Source organism: Brachybacterium sp. AG952, assembly GCF_004362645.1.
Classification (GTDB): Bacteria; Actinomycetota; Actinomycetes; order Actinomycetales; family Dermabacteraceae; genus Brachybacterium; species Brachybacterium conglomeratum.
This window is the reverse complement of record NZ_SNXV01000001.1, coordinates 931,566-954,492: the sequence shown is the minus strand read 5'-3', so window position 1 is coordinate 954,492 and position 22,927 is coordinate 931,566. Positions and strand designations below refer to the sequence as shown.

The 22,927-nt window shown below is 74.5% G+C and carries 21 protein-coding genes; 6 read left to right on the top strand and 15 right to left on the bottom strand.

Annotation, left to right across the window (positions count from 1 at the left end; all coding sequences use genetic code 11):
* From DEU31_RS04185 to DEU31_RS04170, 4 genes are read right to left on the bottom strand one after another with little or no spacing between them, the layout of a single operon-like run.
* A complete protein-coding gene (locus tag DEU31_RS04185; RefSeq protein ID WP_133675962.1) occupies window positions 1–1,452 on the bottom strand; it encodes a trypsin-like peptidase domain-containing protein in 1,452 nt (483 codons plus the stop codon).
* Window positions 1,453–1,474: 22 nt separating this feature from the next.
* Entirely contained in the window at window positions 1,475–3,292 is a 1,818-nt protein-coding gene (gene menD, locus DEU31_RS04180; RefSeq protein ID WP_133675960.1) for a 2-succinyl-5-enolpyruvyl-6-hydroxy-3-cyclohexene-1-carboxylic-acid synthase, read from the bottom strand.
* Window positions 3,293–3,343: 51 nt separating this feature from the next.
* Window positions 3,344–4,321, bottom strand: coding sequence for an o-succinylbenzoate synthase (locus DEU31_RS04175; RefSeq protein ID WP_010550367.1), 978 nt, complete (start codon window positions 4,319–4,321; stop codon window positions 3,344–3,346).
* 51 nt (window positions 4,322–4,372) lie between these two features.
* Window positions 4,373–5,425, bottom strand: a complete 1,053-nt coding sequence (locus DEU31_RS04170) for a hypothetical protein (RefSeq protein ID WP_010550368.1) — start codon at window positions 5,423–5,425, stop codon at window positions 4,373–4,375.
* Between the two features lie 160 nt (window positions 5,426–5,585).
* Between DEU31_RS04170 and DEU31_RS04165 the strand changes: the two genes are divergently transcribed.
* From DEU31_RS04165 to DEU31_RS04155, 3 genes are all read left to right on the top strand, one after another.
* Window positions 5,586–6,581, top strand: a complete 996-nt coding sequence (locus DEU31_RS04165) for a 1,4-dihydroxy-2-naphthoyl-CoA synthase (RefSeq protein WP_010550369.1) — start codon at window positions 5,586–5,588, stop codon at window positions 6,579–6,581.
* Between the two features lies 1 nt (window position 6,582).
* Complete coding sequence (locus DEU31_RS04160) at window positions 6,583–7,947, top strand: AMP-binding protein (protein ID WP_133675958.1); 1,365 nt, start codon at window positions 6,583–6,585, stop codon at window positions 7,945–7,947.
* 266 nt (window positions 7,948–8,213) lie between these two features.
* Complete coding sequence (locus tag DEU31_RS04155) at window positions 8,214–9,110, top strand: 1,4-dihydroxy-2-naphthoate polyprenyltransferase (protein ID WP_133675956.1); 897 nt, start codon at window positions 8,214–8,216, stop codon at window positions 9,108–9,110.
* 139 nt (window positions 9,111–9,249) lie between these two features.
* Here the strand turns inward: DEU31_RS04155 and DEU31_RS04150 are convergent, their stop codons facing one another.
* The gene (locus DEU31_RS04150) at window positions 9,250–9,618 is read right to left on the bottom strand and encodes a DUF4229 domain-containing protein (RefSeq protein ID WP_010550372.1); all 369 of its coding nucleotides are present in this window, start codon (window positions 9,616–9,618) and stop codon (window positions 9,250–9,252) included.
* Between the two features lie 305 nt (window positions 9,619–9,923).
* On the opposite strand from DEU31_RS04150, the gene DEU31_RS04145 reads away from it, so the two are divergent.
* Window positions 9,924–10,310, top strand: a complete 387-nt coding sequence (locus tag DEU31_RS04145) for a PLD nuclease N-terminal domain-containing protein (protein WP_133675954.1) — start codon at window positions 9,924–9,926, stop codon at window positions 10,308–10,310.
* Between the two features lie 549 nt (window positions 10,311–10,859).
* On the opposite strand, the gene ccsB is transcribed toward DEU31_RS04145, so the two are convergent.
* The 6 genes from ccsB to DEU31_RS04115 all read right to left on the bottom strand — a co-directional run bounded on the left by ccsB (window position 10,860) and on the right by DEU31_RS04115 (window position 16,516).
* Window positions 10,860–12,014, bottom strand: a complete 1,155-nt coding sequence (gene ccsB, locus DEU31_RS04140) for a c-type cytochrome biogenesis protein CcsB (protein ID WP_133675952.1) — start codon at window positions 12,012–12,014, stop codon at window positions 10,860–10,862.
* Window positions 12,011–13,780: a cytochrome c biogenesis protein ResB gene (locus DEU31_RS04135; protein ID WP_133675950.1), complete on the bottom strand. Its 1,770-nt coding sequence runs from the start codon at window positions 13,778–13,780 to the stop codon at window positions 12,011–12,013. Before DEU31_RS04135 ends, ccsB begins: the two co-directional genes overlap by 4 nt.
* Window positions 13,780–14,601: a cytochrome c biogenesis protein CcdA gene (locus DEU31_RS04130; RefSeq protein ID WP_083305749.1), complete on the bottom strand. Its 822-nt coding sequence runs from the start codon at window positions 14,599–14,601 to the stop codon at window positions 13,780–13,782. The genes DEU31_RS04135 and DEU31_RS04130 overlap by 1 nt, the downstream gene beginning before the upstream one ends.
* The gene (locus DEU31_RS04125) at window positions 14,598–15,197 is read right to left on the bottom strand and encodes a TlpA disulfide reductase family protein (RefSeq protein WP_010550377.1); all 600 of its coding nucleotides are present in this window, start codon (window positions 15,195–15,197) and stop codon (window positions 14,598–14,600) included. Before DEU31_RS04125 ends, DEU31_RS04130 begins: the two co-directional genes overlap by 4 nt.
* Window positions 15,194–15,841: a histidine phosphatase family protein gene (locus DEU31_RS04120; protein ID WP_133675948.1), complete on the bottom strand. Its 648-nt coding sequence runs from the start codon at window positions 15,839–15,841 to the stop codon at window positions 15,194–15,196. Before DEU31_RS04120 ends, DEU31_RS04125 begins: the two co-directional genes overlap by 4 nt.
* 69 nt (window positions 15,842–15,910) lie before the next feature.
* Window positions 15,911–16,516: a MarR family transcriptional regulator gene (locus DEU31_RS04115; protein WP_083840008.1), complete on the bottom strand. Its 606-nt coding sequence runs from the start codon at window positions 16,514–16,516 to the stop codon at window positions 15,911–15,913.
* 132 nt (window positions 16,517–16,648) lie between these two features.
* Between DEU31_RS04115 and DEU31_RS04110 the strand changes: the two genes are divergently transcribed.
* Both DEU31_RS04110 and DEU31_RS04105 read left to right on the top strand, forming a co-directional pair.
* Entirely contained in the window at window positions 16,649–17,179 is a 531-nt protein-coding gene (locus DEU31_RS04110) for a YceI family protein (RefSeq protein WP_133675946.1), read from the top strand.
* A gap of 105 nt (window positions 17,180–17,284) precedes the next feature.
* Window positions 17,285–17,590 (top strand): glutaredoxin family protein, encoded by a 306-nt coding sequence (locus tag DEU31_RS04105; protein ID WP_133675944.1) that lies wholly within the window; start codon window positions 17,285–17,287, stop codon window positions 17,588–17,590.
* 176 nt (window positions 17,591–17,766) lie between these two features.
* Here the strand turns inward: DEU31_RS04105 and DEU31_RS04100 are convergent, their stop codons facing one another.
* The 4 genes from DEU31_RS04100 to DEU31_RS04085 all read right to left on the bottom strand — a co-directional run bounded on the left by DEU31_RS04100 (window position 17,767) and on the right by DEU31_RS04085 (window position 22,863).
* Window positions 17,767–17,865 (bottom strand): AURKAIP1/COX24 domain-containing protein, encoded by a 99-nt coding sequence (locus DEU31_RS04100; protein ID WP_019174583.1) that lies wholly within the window; start codon window positions 17,863–17,865, stop codon window positions 17,767–17,769.
* A gap of 153 nt (window positions 17,866–18,018) precedes the next feature.
* A complete protein-coding gene (locus tag DEU31_RS04095) occupies window positions 18,019–19,695 on the bottom strand; it encodes a dynamin family protein (protein WP_133675942.1) in 1,677 nt (558 codons plus the stop codon).
* Window positions 19,692–21,458, bottom strand: coding sequence for a dynamin family protein (locus tag DEU31_RS04090; protein WP_133675939.1), 1,767 nt, complete (start codon window positions 21,456–21,458; stop codon window positions 19,692–19,694). The genes DEU31_RS04095 and DEU31_RS04090 overlap by 4 nt, the downstream gene beginning before the upstream one ends.
* 145 nt (window positions 21,459–21,603) lie before the next feature.
* Window positions 21,604–22,863, bottom strand: coding sequence for an acetoin utilization protein AcuC (locus DEU31_RS04085; protein WP_133675937.1), 1,260 nt, complete (start codon window positions 22,861–22,863; stop codon window positions 21,604–21,606).
* Between the last annotated feature and the right edge of the window lie 64 nt (window positions 22,864–22,927).

The window sequence follows — 22,927 nt, the reverse complement described above, 5'->3', positions numbered from 1 at the left end:
TCAGCCCTCCCGGGCCGCGAGGGTGATCTCGAGCGTCTGCACCTTCCCGTCGCGCACCAGCTCGAGCGTGTGGGTGGAGCCGACCTCGAGGCCGCTCACGATGCCGGTCAGGGCGCCCGCCCCGCCGACGGGGGTGTCGTCGATCCCGGTGATGAGGTCCCCCTCGGCCAGTCCCGCCTCCGCCGCGGGGCTGCCCGGCTCCACGGCGACGACCTCCGCGCCGCGGTAGCCGGCGCTGCCGTCGTCGGCCGTGCCGTCGGTGGTGGTCACGCCGACGAAGGCGTGCTGGACGGTGCCGCCGTCCTGGAGCTGCTCGGCGATCAGCATCGCCGTGTTCGCGGGGATCGCGAAGCCGAGCCCGATGCTGCCGGCCTGCCCGGACTCGTTGGGGATCGAGGCGATCGCGGTGTTGATGCCGATGACCTGCCCGGCGGCGTCCACGAGCGGGCCGCCGGAGTTGCCGGGGTTGATCGCGGCGTCGGTCTGGATCGCGGAGGTGAACGTGGTGTCGGAGCCGTCGGTCTCCTCGCCGGTGGCGCTGACCGGCCGGTCCAGCGCCGAGACGATGCCGGTGGTGACCGTGTTCTCGAGGCCGAGCGGGGTGCCCAGAGCCATCACGGGCTGGCCCACGACCACGGTGGAGGAGTCCGCGAAGGTCGCCGGCTGCAGGTCCTCGGGCGGGTCCTCCAGGCGGATCACGGCGAGGTCGGTCGAGGGGTCGGTGCCCACGACGCTCGCGGCGAAGCTGCGTCCGTCGCTGGTGGTGACCTGCAGGGACTCGGCGTCGCCGGCGACGTGGTCGTTGGTGAGGATCGTGCCGTCCTCGTCGAGGACCACGCCGGTCCCCTGGCTGGTGCCGGAGCCGGTGGAGGAGAGGATCGAGACGGCGCTCGGGGAGACCTGCTCGGAGATCGCGGCCCAGTCCGGGTCCTCCGCAGTGGTCGTCGCGGCAGGTCGCGCCTCGGAGGTCTGAGAGCCCTGCGCGGCGGCGACCGGCTCGTCGCCCTGCAGCTGGTCGTAGGCGACGACGCCGCCGAGGGTGAGGCCGCTGGAGAGCAGCATCCCGGCGAGCACGAGGGCGCTGGTCCCGCCCCAGCCGGGCCCGCGGCGGGGCGCGGCCGTCCCGGCGGCCCCGGCGGCGACCGGCGCGGGGGCGCCGGAGCCGGCAGCGGCGGCCCCGTGGACGGCGTGATCGAACGGGGAGGCTGTGGCCGGGAGCTGCTCGGTCGCCTCGGCCGACGAAGCGCCCTGGACCGGAGCCGCGCCGTAGACCGGGCCTGCGCCGTAGGCCGGACCTGCGCCGTAGGCCGGACCTGCGCCGTAGGACGCGGCGTAGGGGGACGCCCCGTCGTCGGGAGCAGGGCTGCCGTAGGCCGGGGTCGTGCCGTACGGGGCATCCGGGGTCCCGGCGCTCGGGTCGCGGGGCGGCTGCGGGGCGTGCTCGTCGTTCATGGGGTCATGTCACCACTCGCGCTCAAGAGTTCCTCGGGACCTCGCTGAGCGACTCCTGGACGACGAGCACGCGCAGGCCCTGCGCGGGTTCGGCGAGCGCCGCCGGCAGCGCGTCGGCCTCGAGAGCCCGTGCGTCGGCGCCGAGTCCCGCGGCGACCGCGGCGATGTCGGCGCCGTGCGGGGTGGTGAAGAAGCGGCGCAGCAGCGCGGGCGGGGCCGCGGCGTGCTCGAGGCCGGAGAAGATGCGGCCCCCGCCGTCGTCGACGACGATCACGTCGAGGTCGGGGCGCGGCTCCTCCGGGCCGATGAGCAGACCGGTGACGTCGTGGAGGGCGGTGAGGTCGCCGACGAGGAGCCGGGTGCGGCCCCGCTCCCCCGGCTCGTCCCGCGCGACGCGGGCCAGGGCGAGGCCGCCGGCCATGGCGGTGGTGCCGTCGATCCCGGCGAGGCCGCGGTTGGCGATCACCTGCGCAGAGGTGGGGCCGGCGTGCTGCTCGAGGTCGCGCACGAGACTCGAGGAGCCGAGCACGAGCAGGTCGCCCGGCCCGGAGGCCTCCCACACGGCGAGCGCGGCGCGCTGCTGCCACGGCTGCGGCAGCCGGGCTGCGGCGGCGTCGGCCGCGGTGCGCCACGCCTGGATCCACGCGCGGCGCTGTGCCAGATCGATCTCCGGGGCGTCGGGCGCGGCCGGCGCGGCACCGGGTGAGGCCGCTTCCTGTCCGGGACCGAGTGCGTCCTGCCCGGTCCCGGTCGCCTCCTGTCCCGTGCCGGGGAGCTCCTGCCCGATCGCGGCGGGGACCACGAGGCTCGCGCGGCGGGCCACGTCGGGCCAGTCCGGATGCGGATCCACGACGACCACCTCGACGTCGGCCGCGCCCAGGAGCGCGCCGACGACCGGCCGGGACAGCGTGGGGTGACCGAGCACGATCGCACGGCGGGGGCGCAGCGGGTGCGCGGGATCGGCCATCACCTCGCGCAGCAGGGCCGTATAGCGGGGGACGAGGCTCTGCGCCGTGAGCGCGCCGGAGCTCGGCTCGGCCAGCAGCGGCAGGCCGTGCGCATCGGCGAGCGCGGCGGCGGCCGGTCCCGCCCCGTCCCCGGCGACGACGACGGTGCGGGAGTCGACCGGGACCGGCTGCGGGGCAGGCGCCGGGGCGGGGACGCGCCGCGTGACGACGATCCGCTCGGGCGCCGCGGTCCTGTCGGGCCGCTCCGAATCCTCTGCGCGGGGCACGAGCGGGTCGCGGAAGGAGAGGTTCAGGTGCACGGGACCGGGGTGCTCCCCGGTCGCGGCGGCGAGGGCGCGGGCGGCGGTGGAGACGGCGGTGCGCAGCTCGACCGGGCTCGCCGCCTCGGCGGTCGGGGCGGGCAGGTCCACGGCCAGGCGCACCAGGGAGCGGAACATGCCGGCCTGGCGAGTGGTCTGGTTCGCGCCGACCTCGCGCAGCTCGGCGGGCCGGTCCGCGGTGAGCACGAGCAGCGGGATCCGCGAGTGGTGGGCCTCCATCACGGCGGCGTGGAGGTGCGCGGTGGCGGTGCCGGAGGTGGTCACGACCGCGGCGGGCCGGGCGGGATCCAGGCGGCCGAGACCCAGGGCGGTGAAGGCGGCGGCACGCTCGTCGATCCGGACGTGGGCACGGATCCGACCGGCGACCTCGTCGGCCGCGAGCGCGTAGACCAGCGGCGCTGAGCGGGAGCCGGGGCTGAGCACCGCCTCGGCCAGTCCGAGCTCCGCGAGTGCGGACCAGACCGCGACCGCCTGGTCCACCGCGCCGGAGCCGGTGGGCCGGGGCGCGGGGATCGTCAGCGGAGCGGGGATCGGGGCGGAGGGCTCGTGCACCCCGTCAGCGTAGTCCCGGCCTGCTCACGTGCAGTCAGAGCTCACGTGCTGTCAGAGCAGGGACGCGCAGGCCGCGAGCCGCTCCTCCCAGCGCGCGGCGAGGGCGTCGTCGGCCGCGTGGCGGGCGAGCAGCTCCTCGCTCGGCGCCGTCCGGCCGACGGGCAGCGTGCCGCCGGTCGCGTGCAGCGGCTGCGGGGCGAGGTCGCCGGTGAGCAGGGTCGCGGTCGCGAGACCGCAGGCGTGCGGCAGCTCCGGCAGCGCCGCGGCGAGGGCGAGCCCCGCGCCGAGGCCGATGCTCGACTCGAGCGCGGAGGAGACCACGACCGGCAGCCCCGCCTCCTCGGCCAGCTCGAGGCAGCGGGTGATGCCGCCGAGCGGCTGGACCTTCATCACCAGCAGGTCGGCGGCCTCGGCCCGGGCGACCCGGAGCGGGTCCTCCGCCCGGCGCACGGACTCGTCGGCCGCGATCGGGATGTCGAGGGCGCGGCGCAGCGCGGCGAGGTCCTCGAGCGAGGCGCAGGGCTGCTCGGCGTACTCGAGCCCGCCCGCGGCCCGGTCCAGGACGGGCAGCGCCTCGAGCGCCTCCTCGTACGTCCAGACGGCGTTCGCGTCGATGCGGATCCGGGCGTCGGGGCCCATCGCGTCGCGGACCGCCTCGAGGCGCTGCGCGTCGGAGGCGAGGTCGGAGCCGGGGTCGGCGACCTTCACCTTCGCCGTCCGCGCCCCGCCGACCGTCGCGATCCGGGCGGCGAGCACCGGCGGGAGCACCGGGATCGTGGCGTTGACCTCGACCTCCTCGCGCCGCGGTGCGGGGCGGGGCGTCGTCGCGTCCTCGAGTGCGGCGCGTAGCCAGGCCGTCGACTCGGCCGCGTCGTAGTCCCAGAACGGGGAGAACTCCGCCCAGCCCTCCGGACCGTGCAGCAGCAGGCCGTCGCGCTCGGTGATCCGGCGGAAACGGGTGGTCATCGGGATGGACCAGGCGTGGACGCGGTCGATGCCGCGCTCGCGGAGGGGGGTGGGGATGTGCATCGGGCCAGGGTAGTCAGCCCGTCTCCGTCGCGCCTCCGGCGTCGCGACGGGTCAGCGCTCGCGCCCGACCCGCCGCGAGGCGGCGAAGAGGACCTGCGCGTAGGTCGTCCCGGCGCGGCCGAGCGGGCCGACCACGTGGCGCAGCGTCCGCTTGTCCACCGGCTCGGCGCTCTCCACGGCGGCGAGCGCCTCCTCGAGGGTCGCGGCGGAGGCGCCGAGGTCCAGGATGTACTGGGGCACCTGGATCCCGTCGGCGGTGATCCCGACGAGCGGCGTGCCGACGGCGGCGATCTTCGGGAACACGGATCCCGGGATGCCGACGACCGCCTCGGCGCGGGCGGAGGCCGCGAGCGTGCCCTCCTCGGCGATCTCGAAGTCGCTCCACAGCGAGCGGTCCTCGCGCGGGTGCAGGCCGACGAGGATCTTGCGTCCCCGGTCAGCGAGCGCGTGCGCGGTCTCGAGCAGCAGCTCGGCGCCCGGCGCGGCTGCGCCGGTCTCGTCGGCGTGCGTCACCGAGGTCGCGACCAGCACGGTGCGGGGCTCCGGGACGCGCTCGGGCAGGTCGTCGAGCTCGGGGATCCCGACCACGCGCAGCGAGGGGACGGGCACGCCCATGTGCACGGCGAAGGTCTCGGCCTCGGCGTCCGAGCTGGCGGTGCCGGGCAGCAGCCGGGGGCGGAGCGCGGCGGCGTGCGGCCCTTCGACCGCGTTCATGTAGGCCAGGCTCGAGGCGAGCACCGGGATGTCGGGCAGGGCCTCGGCCACCTGTCCGGGCCAGTCGGTCGCGCCGCTGACGACGAGGAGGTCGACGTCCTCGGCCCGCATCTGCTCGAGCGTGCGGACCGGGACCGTCTCCTCGGCGCCGATCCCCTCGAGGTCGGGGACGACCTGGAGGATCTCGCCGCCGCGGGCGGCGATGTCGTCCAGCACCGGCCTGACGTGGTAGGTGCCCCAGGGCTCGTTGGTCGCGACCGCGATGCGGAAGCGCGGCCCGTCCGAGGCGGGGACGGCGGTCGCGGAGTCGGTCAGGAGCGCCGGCAGGACGGTCGCGGAGGAGAGCGCCGTGGCGGCGAGGAGGGCGCGGCGGGAGGGTCGAGGATGCATGCGCCCAGGGTGCCGCGGCCCGATGGAGCACGGGCGACCCTCAGATGACCACCGCATGACGACTCCTGCTCGGCCCGCGCACCGGGGCCCTCGAGATGCGCACCCGCGGCCGGCCCCGGAGCGCTCCGTGGCCCGCTCTGCCCGGACTACCCTGGAGGCCATGACGACCCCGCCCGCTCCGCTGCCCCGTCGGGTCTCCGACACCTTCGATCCCCGCCGCTGGCGGGAGGTGCCGGCGCACGAGCACGGCGGTCCCGAGCTCACCGACATCACCTACCACCGCGCCGTGGAGCGGATCGAGTCGCCGGACGGGGAGCTGACCTCCCGGGACCTCCCGACGGTGCGGATAGCCTTCGACCGTCCCGAGGTGCGCAACGCCTTCCGCCCCCACACGGTCGACGAGCTGTACCGGGCGCTGGACCATGCCCGGCTCGACACCGGGGTGGGCGTGATCCTGCTGACCGGCAACGGCCCCTCCCCCAAGGACGGCGGGCACTCCTTCTGCTCCGGCGGCGACCAGCGGATCCGCGGCCGTGCCGGCTACGAGTACGCCGCAGAGGAGGCTGTGGAGGAGACCGGTTCCGTGCGCACCCGTTCCGCGGGTCGCCTCCACATCCTCGAGGTGCAGCGCCTCATGCGCACCATGGGCAAGGTCGTGATCGCGGTCGTGAACGGCTGGGCCGCCGGCGGCGGGCACTCCCTGCACGTGGTCGCGGACATGTCGATCGCCTCCCGCGAGCACGCCCGCTTCAAGCAGACCGACGCGAACGTCGGCTCCTTCGACGGCGGCTACGGCTCCGCCTATCTCGCCAAGCAGGTCGGGCAGAAGCGGGCGCGGGAGATCTTCTTCCTGGCCGAGGAGTACTCCGCCCAGGACGCCTACGACTGGGGGGCCGTGAACCGGGTCGTCGACCACGCACGGATCGAGGAGGAGGCCCTCGCGATGGCCGCGACCATCGCGACGAAGTCCCCGCAGGCGATCCGGATGCTGAAGTTCGCCTTCAACCTCGCCGACGACGGCCTCATGGGCCAGCAGGTCTTCGCCGGGGAGGCGACGCGTCTGGCGTACATGACCGACGAGGCCGCCGAGGGCCGCGACGCCTTCCTCGAGAAGCGCGACCCCGACTGGACCTCCTTCCCCCACCCGCAGGGCTGAGATGGCCGCGCCCCTGCCCGACGGCCCCGCCGCCGCATCCCTGCCCTGGCTGGTCCCGCCCGCCTACGACGCCTCCGCCGCCTCTCTCGCCGCGCACTCCGAGGCGATCGGCGAGGCGATGGCGGGCCGGGCGCGTCTGTGGCTCGGGCCCTTCCCGGCCCCGGACAGGCTGCCCGCCGAGCTCGAGGACACGGCGCTGGTGGTCCCGACCTCCGGATCGACCGGCACCGCGAAGGCCGTCGCGCTCAGCCTCGCCGCGCTGAGGGCCTCGCAGGACGCGACCGCGCAGCTGTTCGCCGCCGACGGCACCGCCCCGGACTCCCACGGGCACGGGTTCTGGCTGCCGCTGCTGCCGCCCACGCACATCGCCGGGGTGCAGGTCCTCGCCCGCGCCCACCGCACCGGCCAGGCGCTGGGCCTTCCGGGGCCCGCCCTTCCGGATCCGCTGCCGGACCTGCGCGGCCATTTCGACGCCGCCGCCTTCGTGGAGCTCGCCGGACCCGTCCTCGAGCAGGCGGAGCGGGCCGGGCTCCCGGCGATCACCTCCCTCGTCCCCACCCAGCTCACCCGCATCGTCACCGGCGCGACCGGGGACGACGCCCGCGCCCGCGGCCTGCTGAAGCGCTTCGCCGCCGTGCTCGTCGGCGGAGCGGCGACCAGCACCGACGTCCTCGCCCGCGCCCGCGGGCAGCGGATCCCGGCGCGCACCACCTACGGCTCCTCCGAGACCGCGGGCGGCTGCGTCTACGACCGTCGGCCGCTGCCCGGGGTATCCCTGTCGGTGCTCGACCCCGACGAGTCCGGCGCGGGCCGGCTGCGGATCTCCTCCCCCACCCTCGCCCTCGGCTATCTCACCGAGGGCGGCGGCACCGACGGCGGAGTGTTCGCCGCCGCCTCGCCGCCGGCCGCCGAGCCGGACACCGACGCGCCGGCCGGCGGCGCGCCCGTCGGCGACGACGGCGCGGACCGCGCCTTCCTCACCTCCGACCTCGCCGAGATCGGGGACGACGGCGCGCTGACCGTGCTGGGCCGCGCCGACGACGTGATCAACACCGGCGGACGCAAGGTCCTCCCCCAGGACGTCGAGCGTGCGATCGACCGCTCCCTCATGCTGCGCGGCCTGGTCCGCGCCGCCGTCGTGGTCGGGGTGCCCGATCCGGAATGGGGCCAGCGGGTCGAGGCGCTGGTCACCCTCGAGGAGGGCACGGACCCCGCGGAGGCCTCGGCGCTCGTCCGCTCCGCGCTGCGCACCACCGAGGTGCCCGCGCACATGATCCCCAAGCGCGTCCACGTCGTCGAGGAGCTGCCGCTGCTGGGCATCGGCAAGGTGGACCGCGCCGCCGCCCGCCGCCTCGCCGGCGGCTGAGGGTCCGCCGCCCCGCCCTGCCCGTCGGCCGCGCCGTCGGGGAGGCCGCGGAGTCCGTACGCCACGGACGTCGAGCAGAGCGGCGGCGGGGCATCGGAGCTGCCCGGCATCGGGTCGATCCTGCATCGCGGCGGCCCGGCATCCGGGTGGCCCGGTGCTCGTCACTCGGGTCACGACTCACAGTCGACGGGACGGTCCGGCGCCGCGCCGCGGCGTAAGCTCGTCGGGGCCGTCGACCGCCGGCCCCAGCACGCGTGAGGAGCACGATGGCCAGCCTGCCGCAGTGGGTGGAGGGCGCCCGCCCGAAGACCCTCCCCGCCGCCCTCGCCCCCATCGCCGCCGGAACCGGCGTCGCCGTGTGGCAGCTCGGCGAGCTCACCGGATCGGTCGACTGGGCGCTGGTGATCCCCCGGGCGCTGCTGGCCCTCGCCGTCTCCTTCTCGCTGCAGATCGGCGTGAACTTCGCCAACGACTACTCCGACGGGATCCGCGGCACGGACGACGACCGGGTCGGCCCCTTCCGCCTCACCGGCTCCGGCGCCGCCCGCCCCGCGACCGTGAAGCGCGCCGCGATCATCTCCCTCGCCCTCGGCGGCCTGTTCGGCGTCGTGCTGGTGGCCGTGGCGCAGATGTGGTGGGCGCTGGTCGTCGGCGCCGCCGCGATCGCCGCAGCCTGGTTCTACACCGGCGGCAGGAAGCCCTACGGCTACCTGGGCCTCGGCGAGCTCTTCGTGTTCGTGTTCTTCGGTCTCGTCGCCGTCAACGGCACGGCGCTCGCGATCACGGGCCGCCCCTCCTGGGCGGCGCTGCTCGCCTCGGTCGCGATCGGGCTGCTCGCCGTCGCGCTGATGCTCACCAACAACCTGCGCGACATCCCCACCGATGCCGTCTCCGGCAAGAGGACCCTCGCGGTCCGACTCGGTGAGCGCGGCACGCGCCTGCTCTACACGACGACGCTGCTGGCGCCCTTCGTGCTCATGGTGCCGGTGATCATCGCGCACTGGCCCGCGGCGCTCGTGCTGCTCGCCCTGCCGCTCGCCATCGGTCCGGTGCGGAAGGTGCTCGGCGGGGCGATGGGCCGGGACCTGATCCCCGTGCTCGGCGCGACCGGACGGCTCGAGCTGGTCTTCTCGCTGCTGCTGCTCGTCGGCCTCGTGCTCTGACCTCGTCGGACCGCTGGTCCGCAGGACGCAACATGCGGGGAGCAGCGGGCTCAGGGCTCAGGGCTCAGGGCTCAGGGCTCAGGGCTCAGGGCTCAGGGCTCAGGGCAGCGTGTCAGCGCGCTGAGCGCCCTGGGGCGACTCAGGCCCTGGTGTCCCTGTCGCTCGTGCCGTCCTCGGGGAGGTCGGGCAGGTCCGCGGGGCCTGCGGCGGAGTCCCCCGCCCGCGTCTCTCCGTCGATCCGGACCTCGTCGGCGAAGAGCCCGTCCTCGTACTCGGCGTCCTCGTCCACGGTCTCGCCGCGCTTCTCGACCCTGCGCTCGTGTGCGACCTTCCAGCGCATCGCCGCGGCGTCCCGCAGGCGGTCCAGGAACAGGATCGAGATCAGCATCGCGATCAACGCCGCGAGCACGCCGGCGAGCATCACGCCCACCCCGACCACGGTGAGCACCCACCACAGGGCGATCCACAGGCCCAGGCGGATGACGGCGTAGAGCAGGAACTGTCGCATCGCTCCAGACTAGATCCCCCGTCCGGGAACCCGCTGTCCCCGGAGGCGGCTCGGGGCCAGGATCACGCCGCGGGCTGCGGGCCGCGATCACGGCGCGCGCGGCGAGCCCTGCCGCGGACGCGATGGGCAGCCCTGCCGTACTCCGGTCTCGTCCCGCGTCCCTGCCCGGTCCCCGATCCCGTCCTGAGTCCCCGATCCGGTCCAGAGCCCCCGATCTGGTCCAGAGCCCCCCTGCCCCGTCCCGAGTCCCCGATCCGGTCCAGAGTCCCCGGCCCCGTCCCAGGTCCGCGGCCTAGACTGTCCCCATGGCCCGCGGCATCCTGGCAGTCCTCTCGATCGCCCTGACCGTCTTCGCACTCGCCGACTGCGTGCAGACCCAGGACGACAAGGTCAGAGGCGTGCCGAAATGGGCATGGATCGTGCTGATCGTGCTGATTCCCTGGGTGGGACCGCTCACCTGGCTGTTCGTGGGCAAGGAGCGCTCGTGGGGCCGAGGCTCCTCCGGCGGTCCCGGTCCGCGGCGCGACGGCCCCCTCGCCCCCGACGAGGATCCCGAGTTCCTGCGCAAGCTCGACGAGGACATCCGCCGCGAGCGTCGTGAGCGTCGCGAGCGCGGCGAAGGCCCCGACGACTCCGGCGAGCTCGACGACGGCCCCGGCGACAGCGGCACCGACACCGGCCGCAGCGCCTGAGCAGGCTGGGCCGGGAGGTTCCGCCTCGGCGATCCGCGCTTCGGCGCGCCGCATGCCGTCACCTGCTGGCTGGACCGGTCACCTGAGGTCGGCCAGACCCACTCAGCGAAGCTCGGCCGAGCCCTCCCACCGCAGTTGATCGACGTCAGGTACCAGGAAAGTGGTACCTCACGTCGACCAACTGCACGTGCACAGGCACCGACACCGTCCGCACCACCGCTGCACAGACTTGATCGACGTCAGGTACCGGGAAAGTGGACCCTCACGTCGACCAACTGCACGTGCACAGGCACCGACCCCGTCCACACCACCGCTGCACAGAGTTGATCGACACCAAGTACCAGAATGCTGGTACCTGACGTCGATCGACTCTTCGCGCTGCGGCCCTGGTCTCGTCCGCACTGCGGCGGCCGGAAACACTTCGACGATCCGTTCCAGGTCCAGGAACGGATCGTCGAAGAACTGCTCGGCGCGGGCAGAGCCGGGACCGGAGCACCAGCCGAGGCCGGAGAATCACCCGAGGCCGGACTGCCTCCCCTGGCCGGAGTCTCAGCCGAGGCCGGAGTAGGAGTGCAGGCCGTTGATGACCGTGTTCACGATCGTGTAGTTGAAGACCACGGCGACGAAGCCGGCCAGGGCCAGGCCCGCTGCACGGGAGCCGCGGAAGCCGCCGGTGGCGCGGGCGTGGAGGTAGGCCGCGTAGATCACCCAGATGATGAAGGTCCACACCTCCTTGGGGTCCCAGCCCCAGAAACGGCCCCAGGCCTCACGGGCCCAGATCGCCCCGAAGATCAGGGTGAAGGTCCAGCACACGAACGCGACCGAGTGGATGCGGAAGCTCAGCGCCTCGAGGGAGGACGAGGAGGGCAGGCGGTCCAGCACGTGCCCGAAGCGGCCCCAGTGCTCGGGGAACTCCTCGGCCGCGGCGCGCTCGGCGAGGACGCGCTCGTGCTTCGCCTGGAGCAGCTGCATCGAGGCGACGACGGCGCCGAGGATCGACAGCGCCGTCGCCATGATCGCCACGCCGATGTGGATGTAGATCCAGTGGGAGTTCTGCAGGCTCGGGGTGAGCTCGGCGGCGGGCACGATCCAGAACGTCTGCGCGAGCAGCAGCACGAGCAGCACGGGGCCGACGACGAAGGTGCCCAGCGCCCGCAGCTCCGTGCGGCGCACGCTGAAGGCGAGGAAGGCGACCATCACGATCGCGGTGGAGGTGGTCGCGAACTCGTACATGTTCGCCCACGGGACGCGCTGGGTGGCGAGCGCACGGGAGATCACGCCGATCAGGTGCAGCACGGTCGCGGCCGAGGCCAGCAGGAAGGCGAAGCGCTGCGCGGACATGCCGCCGGGCGCGGCGGGAGCCTCCCCCGCGATGCCGGTACCGGCGGTGCCCGAGGCGAGGGAATCCGAGCCGCCTGCGCCGGAGCCTGCGGAGCCCGCGCTCGCTGCGCCGGGGCGAGCGGCCATCGCGGTGCCACCAGCGGCGGTCGCCCCCTCCGCCTCGACGCCCGAGGCGCCGACGCTCGCGGGGCTCATCTCCCTCTCCTGCGCCTCCTTCCGCTCCTGGGCGGCGAGGCGGGCGTCGCTGCGGCGCTGGGAGGACGAGGCCAGATCGGCGCCGAAGCCGATCAGGGCGAGCACGTAGAGCACGATCGTCACCACGATGGCGAGGTTCGAGAGCTCTGCCAGCTGCTGGTTGATCACTGGGCACTTCCTTCTCGGGGTCCGCCCGAGGCGTCCGCCTCGGGGTGCCCGGACGGTGCGGCGTCCGGGAGCCGTTGTCCATCGTGCGCCTCCGAGAGCCGGGACGCCAGGGCCTTCACGTCGTCCGCGAGCGCGGGATCGTCGCTGCGGGCGAGCCCGGCGATCTCGAGCACGGTCGTGCCGCCCTGCTCCCTCACCCGCACCCACAGGCGCCGGCGCGGCACGAACAGGGAGAGGATCAGGCCGCCGACGGCGACCAGCGCGCTGATCAGGATCCAGCGCTCGAAGGGGTTGTGGGCGATGTCGAAGGCGGCGTAGCGCTTCAGCCCGTCGAAGCTGACGGTGGTGCCGTCGGCGAGGCTGTACTCCTGGCCGGGGTACAGCCGGATCAGCACCGGGTCGCCGTCCTCCCCCGGGACCTGGGTGAGGGTGGTGAGGTCCACCTCGTACGCGTTCTGCGGCACGCCGGAGTCCAGGCCCAGGTCGCCCTGGTAGACGGTGAGGGCGAGCTGCGGGTCCAGCGCGTCGGGGTAGAGGGAGCGCGGTCCCTGCTCGTCGATGGTGCCGGTGGGCAGGAAGAATCCGACCACGGCGGTCTGCTCGGGCTGGGCGTCGGGCGCCTTGAGCACCACCTGGGAGGTGTAGTTCGTGTCCCCCATCGGGACGGTGATCAGCGGCCCCTCGGCGACGACGGTGCCCTCGGGATCGGTGACCGTGATCTCGGGGGCGTAGCCGTTGCCGAGCAGGTACATCGACGCACCCGGGACGTGCAGGGGCTTGTTGACCTGGACCGTGCGGGACTCCTGCTCCTGACCGGGGGTGGTCACCTGCACGTCGGCCTCGAAGGAGCGCGGCTCGCCGACCTTCCCCGCCTCGCCGGGCTGGACGTAGGTGGCGCGGAAATCCTCGAGGGTGAAACGGAAGTCGGGCATGTCGTTCTCGTCGAACCAGGCCCCGGACTCGAAGGAGTCGTACTGGGTCAGGGAGTTCGCGAAGCCGCCGCCCTCGACCACCGTGACCTGGCCGCGATAGCTGGTCAGGGTGCCGCCGGCGATGCACACCAGCACGCCGACCAGCGCGATGTGGAACAGGAGGTTGCCGGTCTCGCGCAGCAGCCCCCGCTCGGCGCTGACGGAGCGGCCGGCCCTCTCCTCGCGCACCTCGGCGCGGTAGCGGGAGCGGCGCAGGCTGCGATGGGCCGTCTCGATCAGGGAGTCGGCCTGCGCGCCGGGCAGCTCGAGGCGGGTGTACCCGGTGAAGCGGGTCAGGCGGGAGGGGGTGCGGGGCGGCTTCGCGCGCAGCTGCCTCAGGTGCACGCCGACGCGCGGGACGATGCAGCCGATCAGGGAGATGAACAGCAGCAGGTAGATCGCGGAGAACCACGGCGAGGAGAAGACCTCGAAGAAGCCCAGCGCGTCCAGGATCTCGCCCCAGCGGCCGTTCTCCTCGAGGAACTGCTCGGTCAGGGCCGGGTTCACGCTGCGCTGCGGGTAGAGCGAACCGGGGATGGCGGCGACGGCCAGCAGCATGAGCAGCACGAGCGCCGTCTGCATGGAGGTCAGCTGCCGCCACAGGAACAGCAGCGTGCCGCGCAGTCCCAGCGAGGGCACGGCGGGGCGCTTCCCGTCGACCTCGGGCTTGCTGGACCAGCTGCCGGACTCCGACGGGCCCGAGCCGGATCCGCTCGTCTCGGCGGGGCCCGTGCCGGGACGCTCTGCGTCGTCGGTCCGGACGCCGCGGTCGGGACGGGGGTTCTTCTCGCTCATCACACCACCGGTTCGAAGGTCGCGATCATGCCCTGCAGCTCGCTCATCCAGCTCGCCCACACCCCGGTCATCAGGAGCACGCCGATCGCGATCAGCAGCGCGCCGGAGAGCAGGCCGATGCTGCGGCGGTGGGCCGACAGCTTCCTGCTGAGCCCGAGCGCGCGCTCGAACAGCAGCGCGAAGAGCACGAAGGGGATGCCGAGGCCCAGGGAGTAGGCCAGCGCCAGGACACCGCCGCGCACGGCCGCGCCGTCGCCGCCGCCGTCCAGGGACAGCGCCACGATGGCGGCGTAGGTGGGGCCGATGCAGGGGGTCCAGCTCAGGCCGAACACCAGCCCCATCAGCGGCGCGCCGAGCAGGCCCGCGTCGGGCTTCTTCGAGGAGATCGGCTTCGTGGCCGACAGCCCCGGGATCAGGCCCATGAACACCAGGCCCATGAGGATCACGATCGCGCCGGCGACGCGGTTGATCCACACGGCGTGCTCCTGGAGGAGGTAGCCGACGGCGCCGGCGAAGCCGCCGAGCGCCATGAACACCACCGCGAACCCGGCCACGAACAGCAGGGAGCCGGCGAGCATCCGCCCGGTGCCGGGCCGCTGCGGGCGGGCGGCGCGGCGGCCGGTGCCCTTCGCGGCGGGGGCGGGGCCGGGGCCCTGGCCGGCGAGGCCCGAGACGTACCCGAGATAGCCGGGGACCACCGGCAGCACGCACGGGGAGAGGAAGGCGACCAGGCCCGCTGCGGCGGCGACGGCGATCGCGAGCAGCAGCGATCCGGACAGGGCGGTCGCCTGGAAGGCGGCCCCGATCTCGGCGAGCATCATTCGGCGACCACCGCGTCGATCATCGCGCGGAGCACGGAGGGGTCGGCGGCGCCGGAGATGCGGGCGGCGACGCGCCCCTCGCGGTCGAGCACGAGCGTGGAGGGGACGGCATTCGGGGCGACCTGGCCGCGCAGGGCGTACATGATCTCCGCGCCGGTGTCGGGCACGGACGGGTAGGTGATCCCGTACTTCTCCTCGAAGGCCTGCGCGGGGCCGGCGGCGTCGCGCACGTTGATGCCGAGGAAGGAGACGCCCTTCTCGGCGTACTCCTCGTGGATGGCCTGGAGGTCCGGTGCCTCCTTGCGGCAGGGCGGGCAGGAGGCGTACCAGACGTTCAGCACGAGCACCTCGCCGCGGGTGTCCGCGAGGTCGACCGGCTCCTGGTCGAAGGTGGTGCCGGTGAAGGCGATCGCCTCGCCGCGCTCGGCGGCGGGGATCTCGACGGAGACGCCGTCGCCCGAGACGTAGCCCGAGTCCCCGGAGGCGTAGCGGTCGGAGGTGTCGGTCCCGCAGGCGGCCAGCAGCACGGCCAGCGGCGCCGCGGCGGCCACGCGGAGGAGGCCGCGCCGGCTCGGGACGGGGCGCGGGGTCCTCATGTGAGCTTCCCTCCGGTCGCGTCGACGGCGCCGCCGTAGAGGGCGGCGGCGGGCTCGGCATAGCCGACGTCCGACAGGTGCGGGCCGACGAAGTGCAGGCTCGTCACCGAGCAGAGGCCGCACTCGCGCCGGCGCGGGTCGTGGAACAGGGGCTTGCCCTCCGCGCTGCGCCGGGTGACCCAGATCGGCAGCTGGTGCAGGACCAGCACGGCCTCGCGCCCCTCGGCCTCGGCGCGGGCCTCGTGCACGGCGGAGACCACGCGCGCGACCTGCTCCCGGTAGGGCTCGCCCCAGGAGGGGCGGAAGGGGTTGACGAACCAGCGCCAGTTGCGCGGGTCGGTGAGCTTCGCGTCGCCGTGGCCCATGCGCTGGCCCTCGAAGCGGTTGCCCGATTCGATGAGGCGCTGGTCGGTGGAGATCTCGAGGTCGTGCGCGGCGGCGATCGGGACGGCGGTCTGCTGGGCGCGCAGCAGCGGCGAGGAGCGCACGAGGGCGACGTCGGCCCCGGCGAGGTGCTCGCCGACGCGCTGCGCCATCTGCTCACCACGGACGCTGAGCCGGTATCCGGGCAGGCGCCCGTACAGGATGCGCTCCGGGTTGTGCACCTCGCCGTGGCGGACGAGGTGCACCGTGGTGGTGGTCATCGCTGGGGGCTCCCTCTCGCTGTCGCAGGCTCTCGCGAGCCGCCTCACGGTACCAACCCCACCTCCGGATCAGCTCCGAGCCGCGGCGTCCTCGTGAGGTGCCGGACATCCGACGGCGATCGGGGCGTCCTCCGCGATGGTCCGGCCGAGGATCCTGCCGAGCTCGAGCAGGTCGTCGTGGCCGATGACGTCCAGCAGGAGATCGCGGACGGAGCGCACGTGCGTGGGCGCGGCGCGCTCGAGGAGGGCCTGGCCCTCGGCGGTCAGCTGGGCCTGTCGGCCGCGACCGTCGGAGGAGCAGCGCACGCGCTCGACGAGGCCCCGCTTCTCCATGCGGGTGATGGTGTGGGTGAGGCGGGAGCGGGAGTGGACGACCTTGTCGGCCAGCTCGGACATGCGCAGGAACCCGCCCTCGGCCTCGTTCAGGCGCACCAGGATCTCGTACTCCCCCAGCGCCAGGTCGATCTCGGGATCGGACTGCAGCGCCTCGCCGAACCGGTCGGTGAGCAGGGTGGTGGCGTAGAGGAAGGTGCGCCACGCCTCCTGCTCCTTCGCCGTCAGCCACAGCTCCTCGGGCGTCGAGGCGCGGTCCGCCTCGTCCTGCGCACCATCGACCGCGGGGCTCACCGAAGCCGCCGCGACCGCCTGCTCCTCGCTTGACGTCGTGTCATGCATCACGTTTCCTCTTTCCAGGGACTCTTCCTCTTGCCATCATCCCCCATTTTAGTTTAGCTTTCAAGCAAGACGACGCGGAACGGCTCGACCGCCGCCCGTCACCACCGGACCACCACGAGAAGGAGACATCTCATGAGCGACCTCACCCCCGGCACCTGGACCCTCGACCCCGCCCACACCTCCGCGGCGTTCACCGTGCGCCACGCCGGCATCTCGAAGGCCCGCGGCCAGTTCACCGATGTCGAGGGCGAGCTCGTCGTCGCCGAGGGCGGCGAGGACCTGGCCTTCACCGCGACCCTGAAGACCGAGTCGGTCTCCACCTCCAACCCGGACCGCGACGCGCACCTCAAGAGCGCCGACTTCTTCGACGTCGAGAACAACCCGACGATCACCTTCCGCTCCACCGAGCTCAAGGGCGACACCCTCCACGGCGAGCTGACCATCAACGGCATCACCAAGCCGGTCGAGCTCGACTTCACCTACGAGGGCGCCGCGACCGATCCCTTCGGCGTCTACCGCGCGGGCTTCACCGGCGAGACCACCATCTCCCGCAAGGAGTTCGGCCTGACCTGGAACGCCGCGCTCGAGGCCGGTGGCGTGCTGGTCGCCGACTCCGTGAAGATCTCCATCGAGGCCGAGTTCACCGCGCCGACCGCCGCCTGATCTCCTGAGCTCCGCGGCGCCCCGCGCCGCCCGGTCCGACGGGCCGTCCGCTGCATGCGGGCGGCCCGTCATCCGTCCGCTCCTCCGCCCGATATGGTGCCGCCCATGACCTCGCAGCACGTCCCCTCCCCCAGCGATCCCGACGCCCGCATCCTCTACCTCACGCGGGAGGGCTGCCATCTGTGCGACGACGCGCTGCCGGTGGTGCGGGCCGAGGCCGATCGCGCCGGCACCGCCGTCGAGGTGCGGGACATCGACGCCGACGCGCGCCTGCGCGAGGACTGGGACCACGACGTGCCGGTGATCATCGTGGACGGGAAGGTCCACGCCCGCTACCGGGTCGATGCCGAGCAGCTGCGCACCGCGCTGCGCCGTCGCCCCTGGTGGCGCCGCCTCGCCGGCCGCGCCTGAGGATCGCGGCAGGGCGCCGGCGCCCGCCGGCCGCGGCCCACGGCCCGCGCGGTCGCGGCCCACGGGCCCCGTTCCCGAGGCGCGCACCGGACCGGCCGCATGCCCGCCCGACCGGCAGCGCCTGACATGCGAGAGCCCCCGCCATGCGGCGGGGGCTCTCGCATGTCAGGCGTCGCTCACTTCTTGTTGCGGCGCTGGTGACGGGTCTTGCGAAGCAGCTTGCGGTGCTTCTTCTTGGACATGCGCTTGCGTCGCTTCTTGACGACAGAACCCATAGGTAGCCTCTGTTCTGCAGGACGAGCCTGCGGTGTGATGCTGCGGATCTCAGATGCGCGGCCGGTCAGCGTGCGGGGCAGGCTGAGCAGTCTCCCGGGCCGACGCCCGGCCGACGCCACGGTCGACGATCCACTCTACACCGTCCCACCGCCTCACTCGCCGTGCGCGAGTGCGAGATCGCTCGCAGCCTGCCGTGCCTGGTGCAGCGTCTCGTCGACCGGCTCGACGACGAGATCCTGCGCGGTCCCCCGCACCCGGGCGGTGAGCAGGCGCCGCGCCCGACGACGGTGCCACGCGCCGCTCATCGCGGCGATCGCGGAGCCGGCGACGCCCAGCAGGATCCCCGCCGCGATCGCGAGGACCAGCATCACCGTGGGCAGCGGGATCGGGATCCACAGCTCCTCGACCATCGGCATCGGCGGCGGTGGCACGCCGAGGAAGGCGAGCGCGGCGTTCAGGCCCAGCCAGCCGAGGCCCACCACGCCGATCAGCAGCGCGAGCCACTGCAGCACGTCCAGCACCCGCCACCACCAGGAGGTCTCCCCCGCGCGGAGGTCCGCCTCCGCGACCGCCTGGTCCAGGGCGTCCGGGAGCGCCTCCTCCTCGGAGCGGGCCGCGGCGCGGACGGCGGCGCGCCAGGGATCGCTGCCCCCGGCCGAGGCGTCGTCGGCGAATCGGCGCACGCCCCCGGAGGCGCGCGCGGAGGCCGCGGCGTCCGGGGCGGGCAGGGAGGTGCGCTCGAGGCCCTCCCCGTCGCGACCTCGGCCGATGCCGAGCCGGGCCAGGGGATCCGCGCGCATCGAGCGGATCCAGCGCAGCGGCGGCCAGCCGACGCGGCGCGCCGCCCGATGGCGGTAGGAGCCGCCGACGGCGCGGGCGACGGGCTCGACCCGGGCGGCGAGGGAGAGGTCCTCGACGAGGGTGTCGATCGCGGCGGGGCTCGAGCGCTCGGCCATGCCGGTGGGATCCGCGGCCTCGCGCAGCCGTGCGGCGGCTCCGCGCACGTCGGCCCGGTGCCGCTCGACCACGGCCTCGCGGCTGCGGGCGATGCCGAGCAGGTGCTCGCGCAGCTCCTCGATCCCCTCCCCGGTCTCGGCGGAGGCGGCGAGGACGGGCGCGCTCTCGAGCCCGTCGGCGCGGGCGATCGCGGCGAGGGAGGCGAGCACGCCCTCGCGCTCGGCCTCGCGGAGCCGGTCCACCTGGTTCAGGACCAGCACGGTGACGGCGTCGTGGCCGGCGAAGGGGCGCACGAACTCGTGGTGCAGCAGCGCGTCGGCGTACTTCTGCGGGTCGGTGACCCACACGATCACGTCGACCATCCCGGTCATGCGCTCGGCGATGTCGCGGTGGGCGGACTCGACCGAGTCGAGGTCCGGCAGGTCCAGCAGCACGACGCCGGGAGTCCCGGCCTCGGTGCGGCGGGCACGACGGCCGCGGGCAGGCTTGCTGGCCGCCCGGGCCAGTGCCGTGCCCTCGTCGAGGGCGTGGCGCTCCTCGACCTCGAGCCAGTCCAGCAGCGCCTCGCTGCCCGCGTCGCCGAGCACGGCGGCGAGCGGCGCGGAGGTGGTGGGGCGGCGCACCGCCGCGCGGGCCACGTCCTTGCCGATCAAGGCGTTGAGCAAGGAGGACTTCCCGGAGCCGGTCGCGCCGAACAGTCCGATCACGGTGTGCTCGGCGGAGAGGGCGCGGCGGCGGTCGATCCTCTCCAGCAGCTCGGTCGTCCCGGTCAGGGCCTCACCGGGGGCGATCCCGTCGAGCGCGGCGAGCGCCCGGTCCAGAGCGTCGAGCCGCTCGTGCAGCGGGGTGGTGCGGGGGCGGCGGAGGCTCATCGGGTCTCCTCCCGGATGTCGCGGGCGAGGGCGGCGAGCGCCTCGGCGTCGGCCTCGAGCTCCTCCGCGGCGTCGTCGTCGCCGAGCGCGTCGAGCCGGTCGAGGAAGGGGGCGGAGCGCTCGGCGACCAGGGCGTCGAGCCGACCGGTGAGGGACTCCCGGGCGGCCTTCGCCATGCGCCTGACCGCCTCGTCGCCGAAGATCGCCTCGAGCAGCCGCTGGCCGACGACGGCGGTCGCCGCCCCGGCGCCGACCTCGAGGCCGGTGGGGATGAAGGCGGTGGACGCGAAGACGACCACCATCAGCGCGACGCCGACGACGTTCACGCCGAGGGAGAGCACCCGCGCCTTCGTGCGGCGGTCGGCGCCCTCGGCACGGACCAGCTCGAGCACGTCGCCCTGCCAGGCGCGCACCGCGGCGCGGACCTGCTCGGGATAGTCCTCGTCGATCCGGGTGAGGTCCTGGCCCTCGGCGAGGGAGCGCCCGGCGGTGCTCGCGCGCCAGGCGGCGTCGGCCCGCTCGGCGCCGCGCGCCGTCTCGTCGACCACGACGTGGACGAGTCCGCTGCCGAGCGCCTGCTCGGCCTCGACCGCGGGGGCGGGGCGGCCCGAGAGCATCTGGCCGAGCCGGTCCCGGGCGCGGGTCACGAAGGACTCCACGCCGCGGAAGAACTCCCCGGTCCCCACCACGTCCTGCCAGCGGGCGAGCACCTCGCCGCGCAGCAGGGAGCCGTCGCCGAGGGCGGCGTCGATCCGCTCCCGGGAGCCGGAGAACGCGGCCACGGCCTCCTCGCGCAGCCGCCGGCGCTCGTCGTCCTGGAGCGCGGCGTGCCCGGCGATGTCGCCGGCGGAGGCGGCGAGGCCGTCGACGGCGCCGGCGAGGGTGCGCCGGGCGATGCGGCGCCTGCCCTCGCCGTCGGCCGCGAGCGCGGTGAAGTGCGCGGCGAGCTCGGCGATCACCTCGGGAGGGAGCATGCCGTCGTCGTCGATCGTGGTCTCGGGGACCAGGAAGAGGCGGTCCACCTCGACGCCCTGCCGCTCGAGCATGGAGGTGAGGTCGGCGGCGAGCTCCTCGGCCACGCCGTCGCGGTCCGGGATGCGGTTCATGACCACGTCGACGGTCACGTCGCGCTCGGCGGCGGTGCGCAGCACCTCCCAGGGCACGGCGTCGGCGTAGCGGTTGGCGGTGGTGACGAAGAGCCACAGGTCCGCGGCGCGCAGCAGCTGCCGGGCGAGCTCGCGGTTGCCCTTCGCGACCGAGTCGATGTCCGGGGCGTCCAGCAGCGCGAGGCCCTGCGGGATCCGCTCCTCGGCGTGGAGGGCCAGCGAGGTCGCGGGGTCCACGTCGCCGGTGGTGTCCTGCGCCCCGGGGGCCTCGGCGTCGCGCGCTCCGGGGCTCGTGCCTCCGTGGACGCGGGCGAGGCCGGGGAGGATGCGGGTGCCGGTGAACCAGGGCTCGTCGGCCGGGTGGTGGAGGAGCACGGGCCGACGGGTGGTGGGGCGGATCGCGCCGGAGCGGCTCACGGGCGCGCCGACCAGCGCGTTGACCAGCGTGGACTTGCCGGCACCGGTGGAGCCGCCGATCACGACCAGCAGCGGTGCGTCGAGGGAGGCGAGGCGCGGGGTGACGTGGTCGGCGAGCTGGGAGAGGGCGGCGCGGGCCTCGGTGCGGGCGGCCTCGGCGCCCTCGACGGGCAGCGGCAGCGTGAGCGTGCGCAGATGCTCCGCGAAGGTGTCGAGCACCTGGGTGGTCCGATCGGTCATGGCTCCCCCGGGATGGTCGGGTGCGGGCCCCGGGCACGGGGCACCTGGGCGTCATTGTGGCAGGTCGTCGGGAGCGTCGTCTCTGGAACGCGGGCCGCACCGGCGAGGCGGGGCCGACGGATCGGCCGGCCCGTCCCGGGACCGCTCAGTCCAGGAAGGGGTCCAGTCCCCACTCGGGGAAGGCGCCGCGGCGGGCGGCCTGGACCGCCCGGTCGAGCGGGTCCTCGGGGTCGAAGCCGTGCTCCCAGTCGCGCACGGCCAGGGGGTGGTCGTCGCCGAAGCGCCGCACCGACGGCTCCGGGGAGAGGCCGTGCTCGGTGCGGGCGCGGTCGGCCGCCTCGAGGAACTCCTGCGGCAGCGGGGCGGCCGGGTCGATCGGCTCGCCCGTCGCGACCGCGAGCAGGTGGGTCCAGGAGCGCGGGACCACGTCGATCACCGCGTACCCGCCGCCGCCGAGGGCGAGCCAGCGCCCGCTGCACACCTCGTCGGCGAGCTCCTTCATCAGCATCATCACCTCGCGCTGCGCCTCGAGGGTGACGGAGAAGTCGGCCAGCGGGTCGCTGCGGTGGGTGTCGGCGCCGTGCTGGGTGACCAGCAGCGTGGGCTTCACCGCCCGGACCAGGGCGGGGACGGTCGCACGGATCGCCCGCACCCAGCCGTCGGCGGTGGTGCGGGGCGGGAGCGGGACGTTGATCGCGGTGCCCTGCGCGGAGGGTCCGCCGGTGTCCTGGACGAAGCCGGTGCCGGGAAAGAGCCTCTCCCCCGTCTCGTGGAGCGAGAGGGTCACGGCGCGCGGCTCGTCCCACAGGGCGCGCTCGACGCCGTCGCCGTGGTGGACGTCGACGTCGACGTACATCACCCGCTCCTCGCCCGCATCCAGTGCCCGGCGCACCGCGAGGGCGGCGTCGTTGTAGACGCAGAAGCCGGAGACGCTGCCGGGCTTGGCGTGGTGCATGCCGCCGGCGACGTTGACCGCGCTGCGCACATGGCCGGAGAGGATCGCGTCGACCGCGGCGAGGGAGCCGCCGGCGATGCGGGCCGAGGCGGTGTGCATGCCGGGGAAGGGCGGGACGTCGTCGCCGCCGATGCCGAAGGAGATCAGCTCGTCGAGGTCCTCGGCGGTCAGCCCCTCGAAGCCGGGCGAGGACCGCCTGACCGCCTGGACCAGCGCGGGGTCGTGGACGGCCTGGAGCTCCTCGTCGCTCGCGACGGGTGCGGGCAGGGTCCGCACGCACTCGCGGTCCAGCACCCCGGCCGCGCCCGCGAGGATCCGGGTGAGCGTGAGGCGGATCGGGGCCATCGGGTGGTAGGGCCCGAAGTCGTACTCGCACAGCGCGTCGTCCCAGACGATCCCGACGCCGTCGGGGGCGGGGACCTGGGCAGGGGCGGGCACGTCGGCGGGCATGGGGTGAGCGTACCGAGGATCGCGAGGGACGGGTGTTCGCGCGGGACGGGTCTAGACTGCCGCG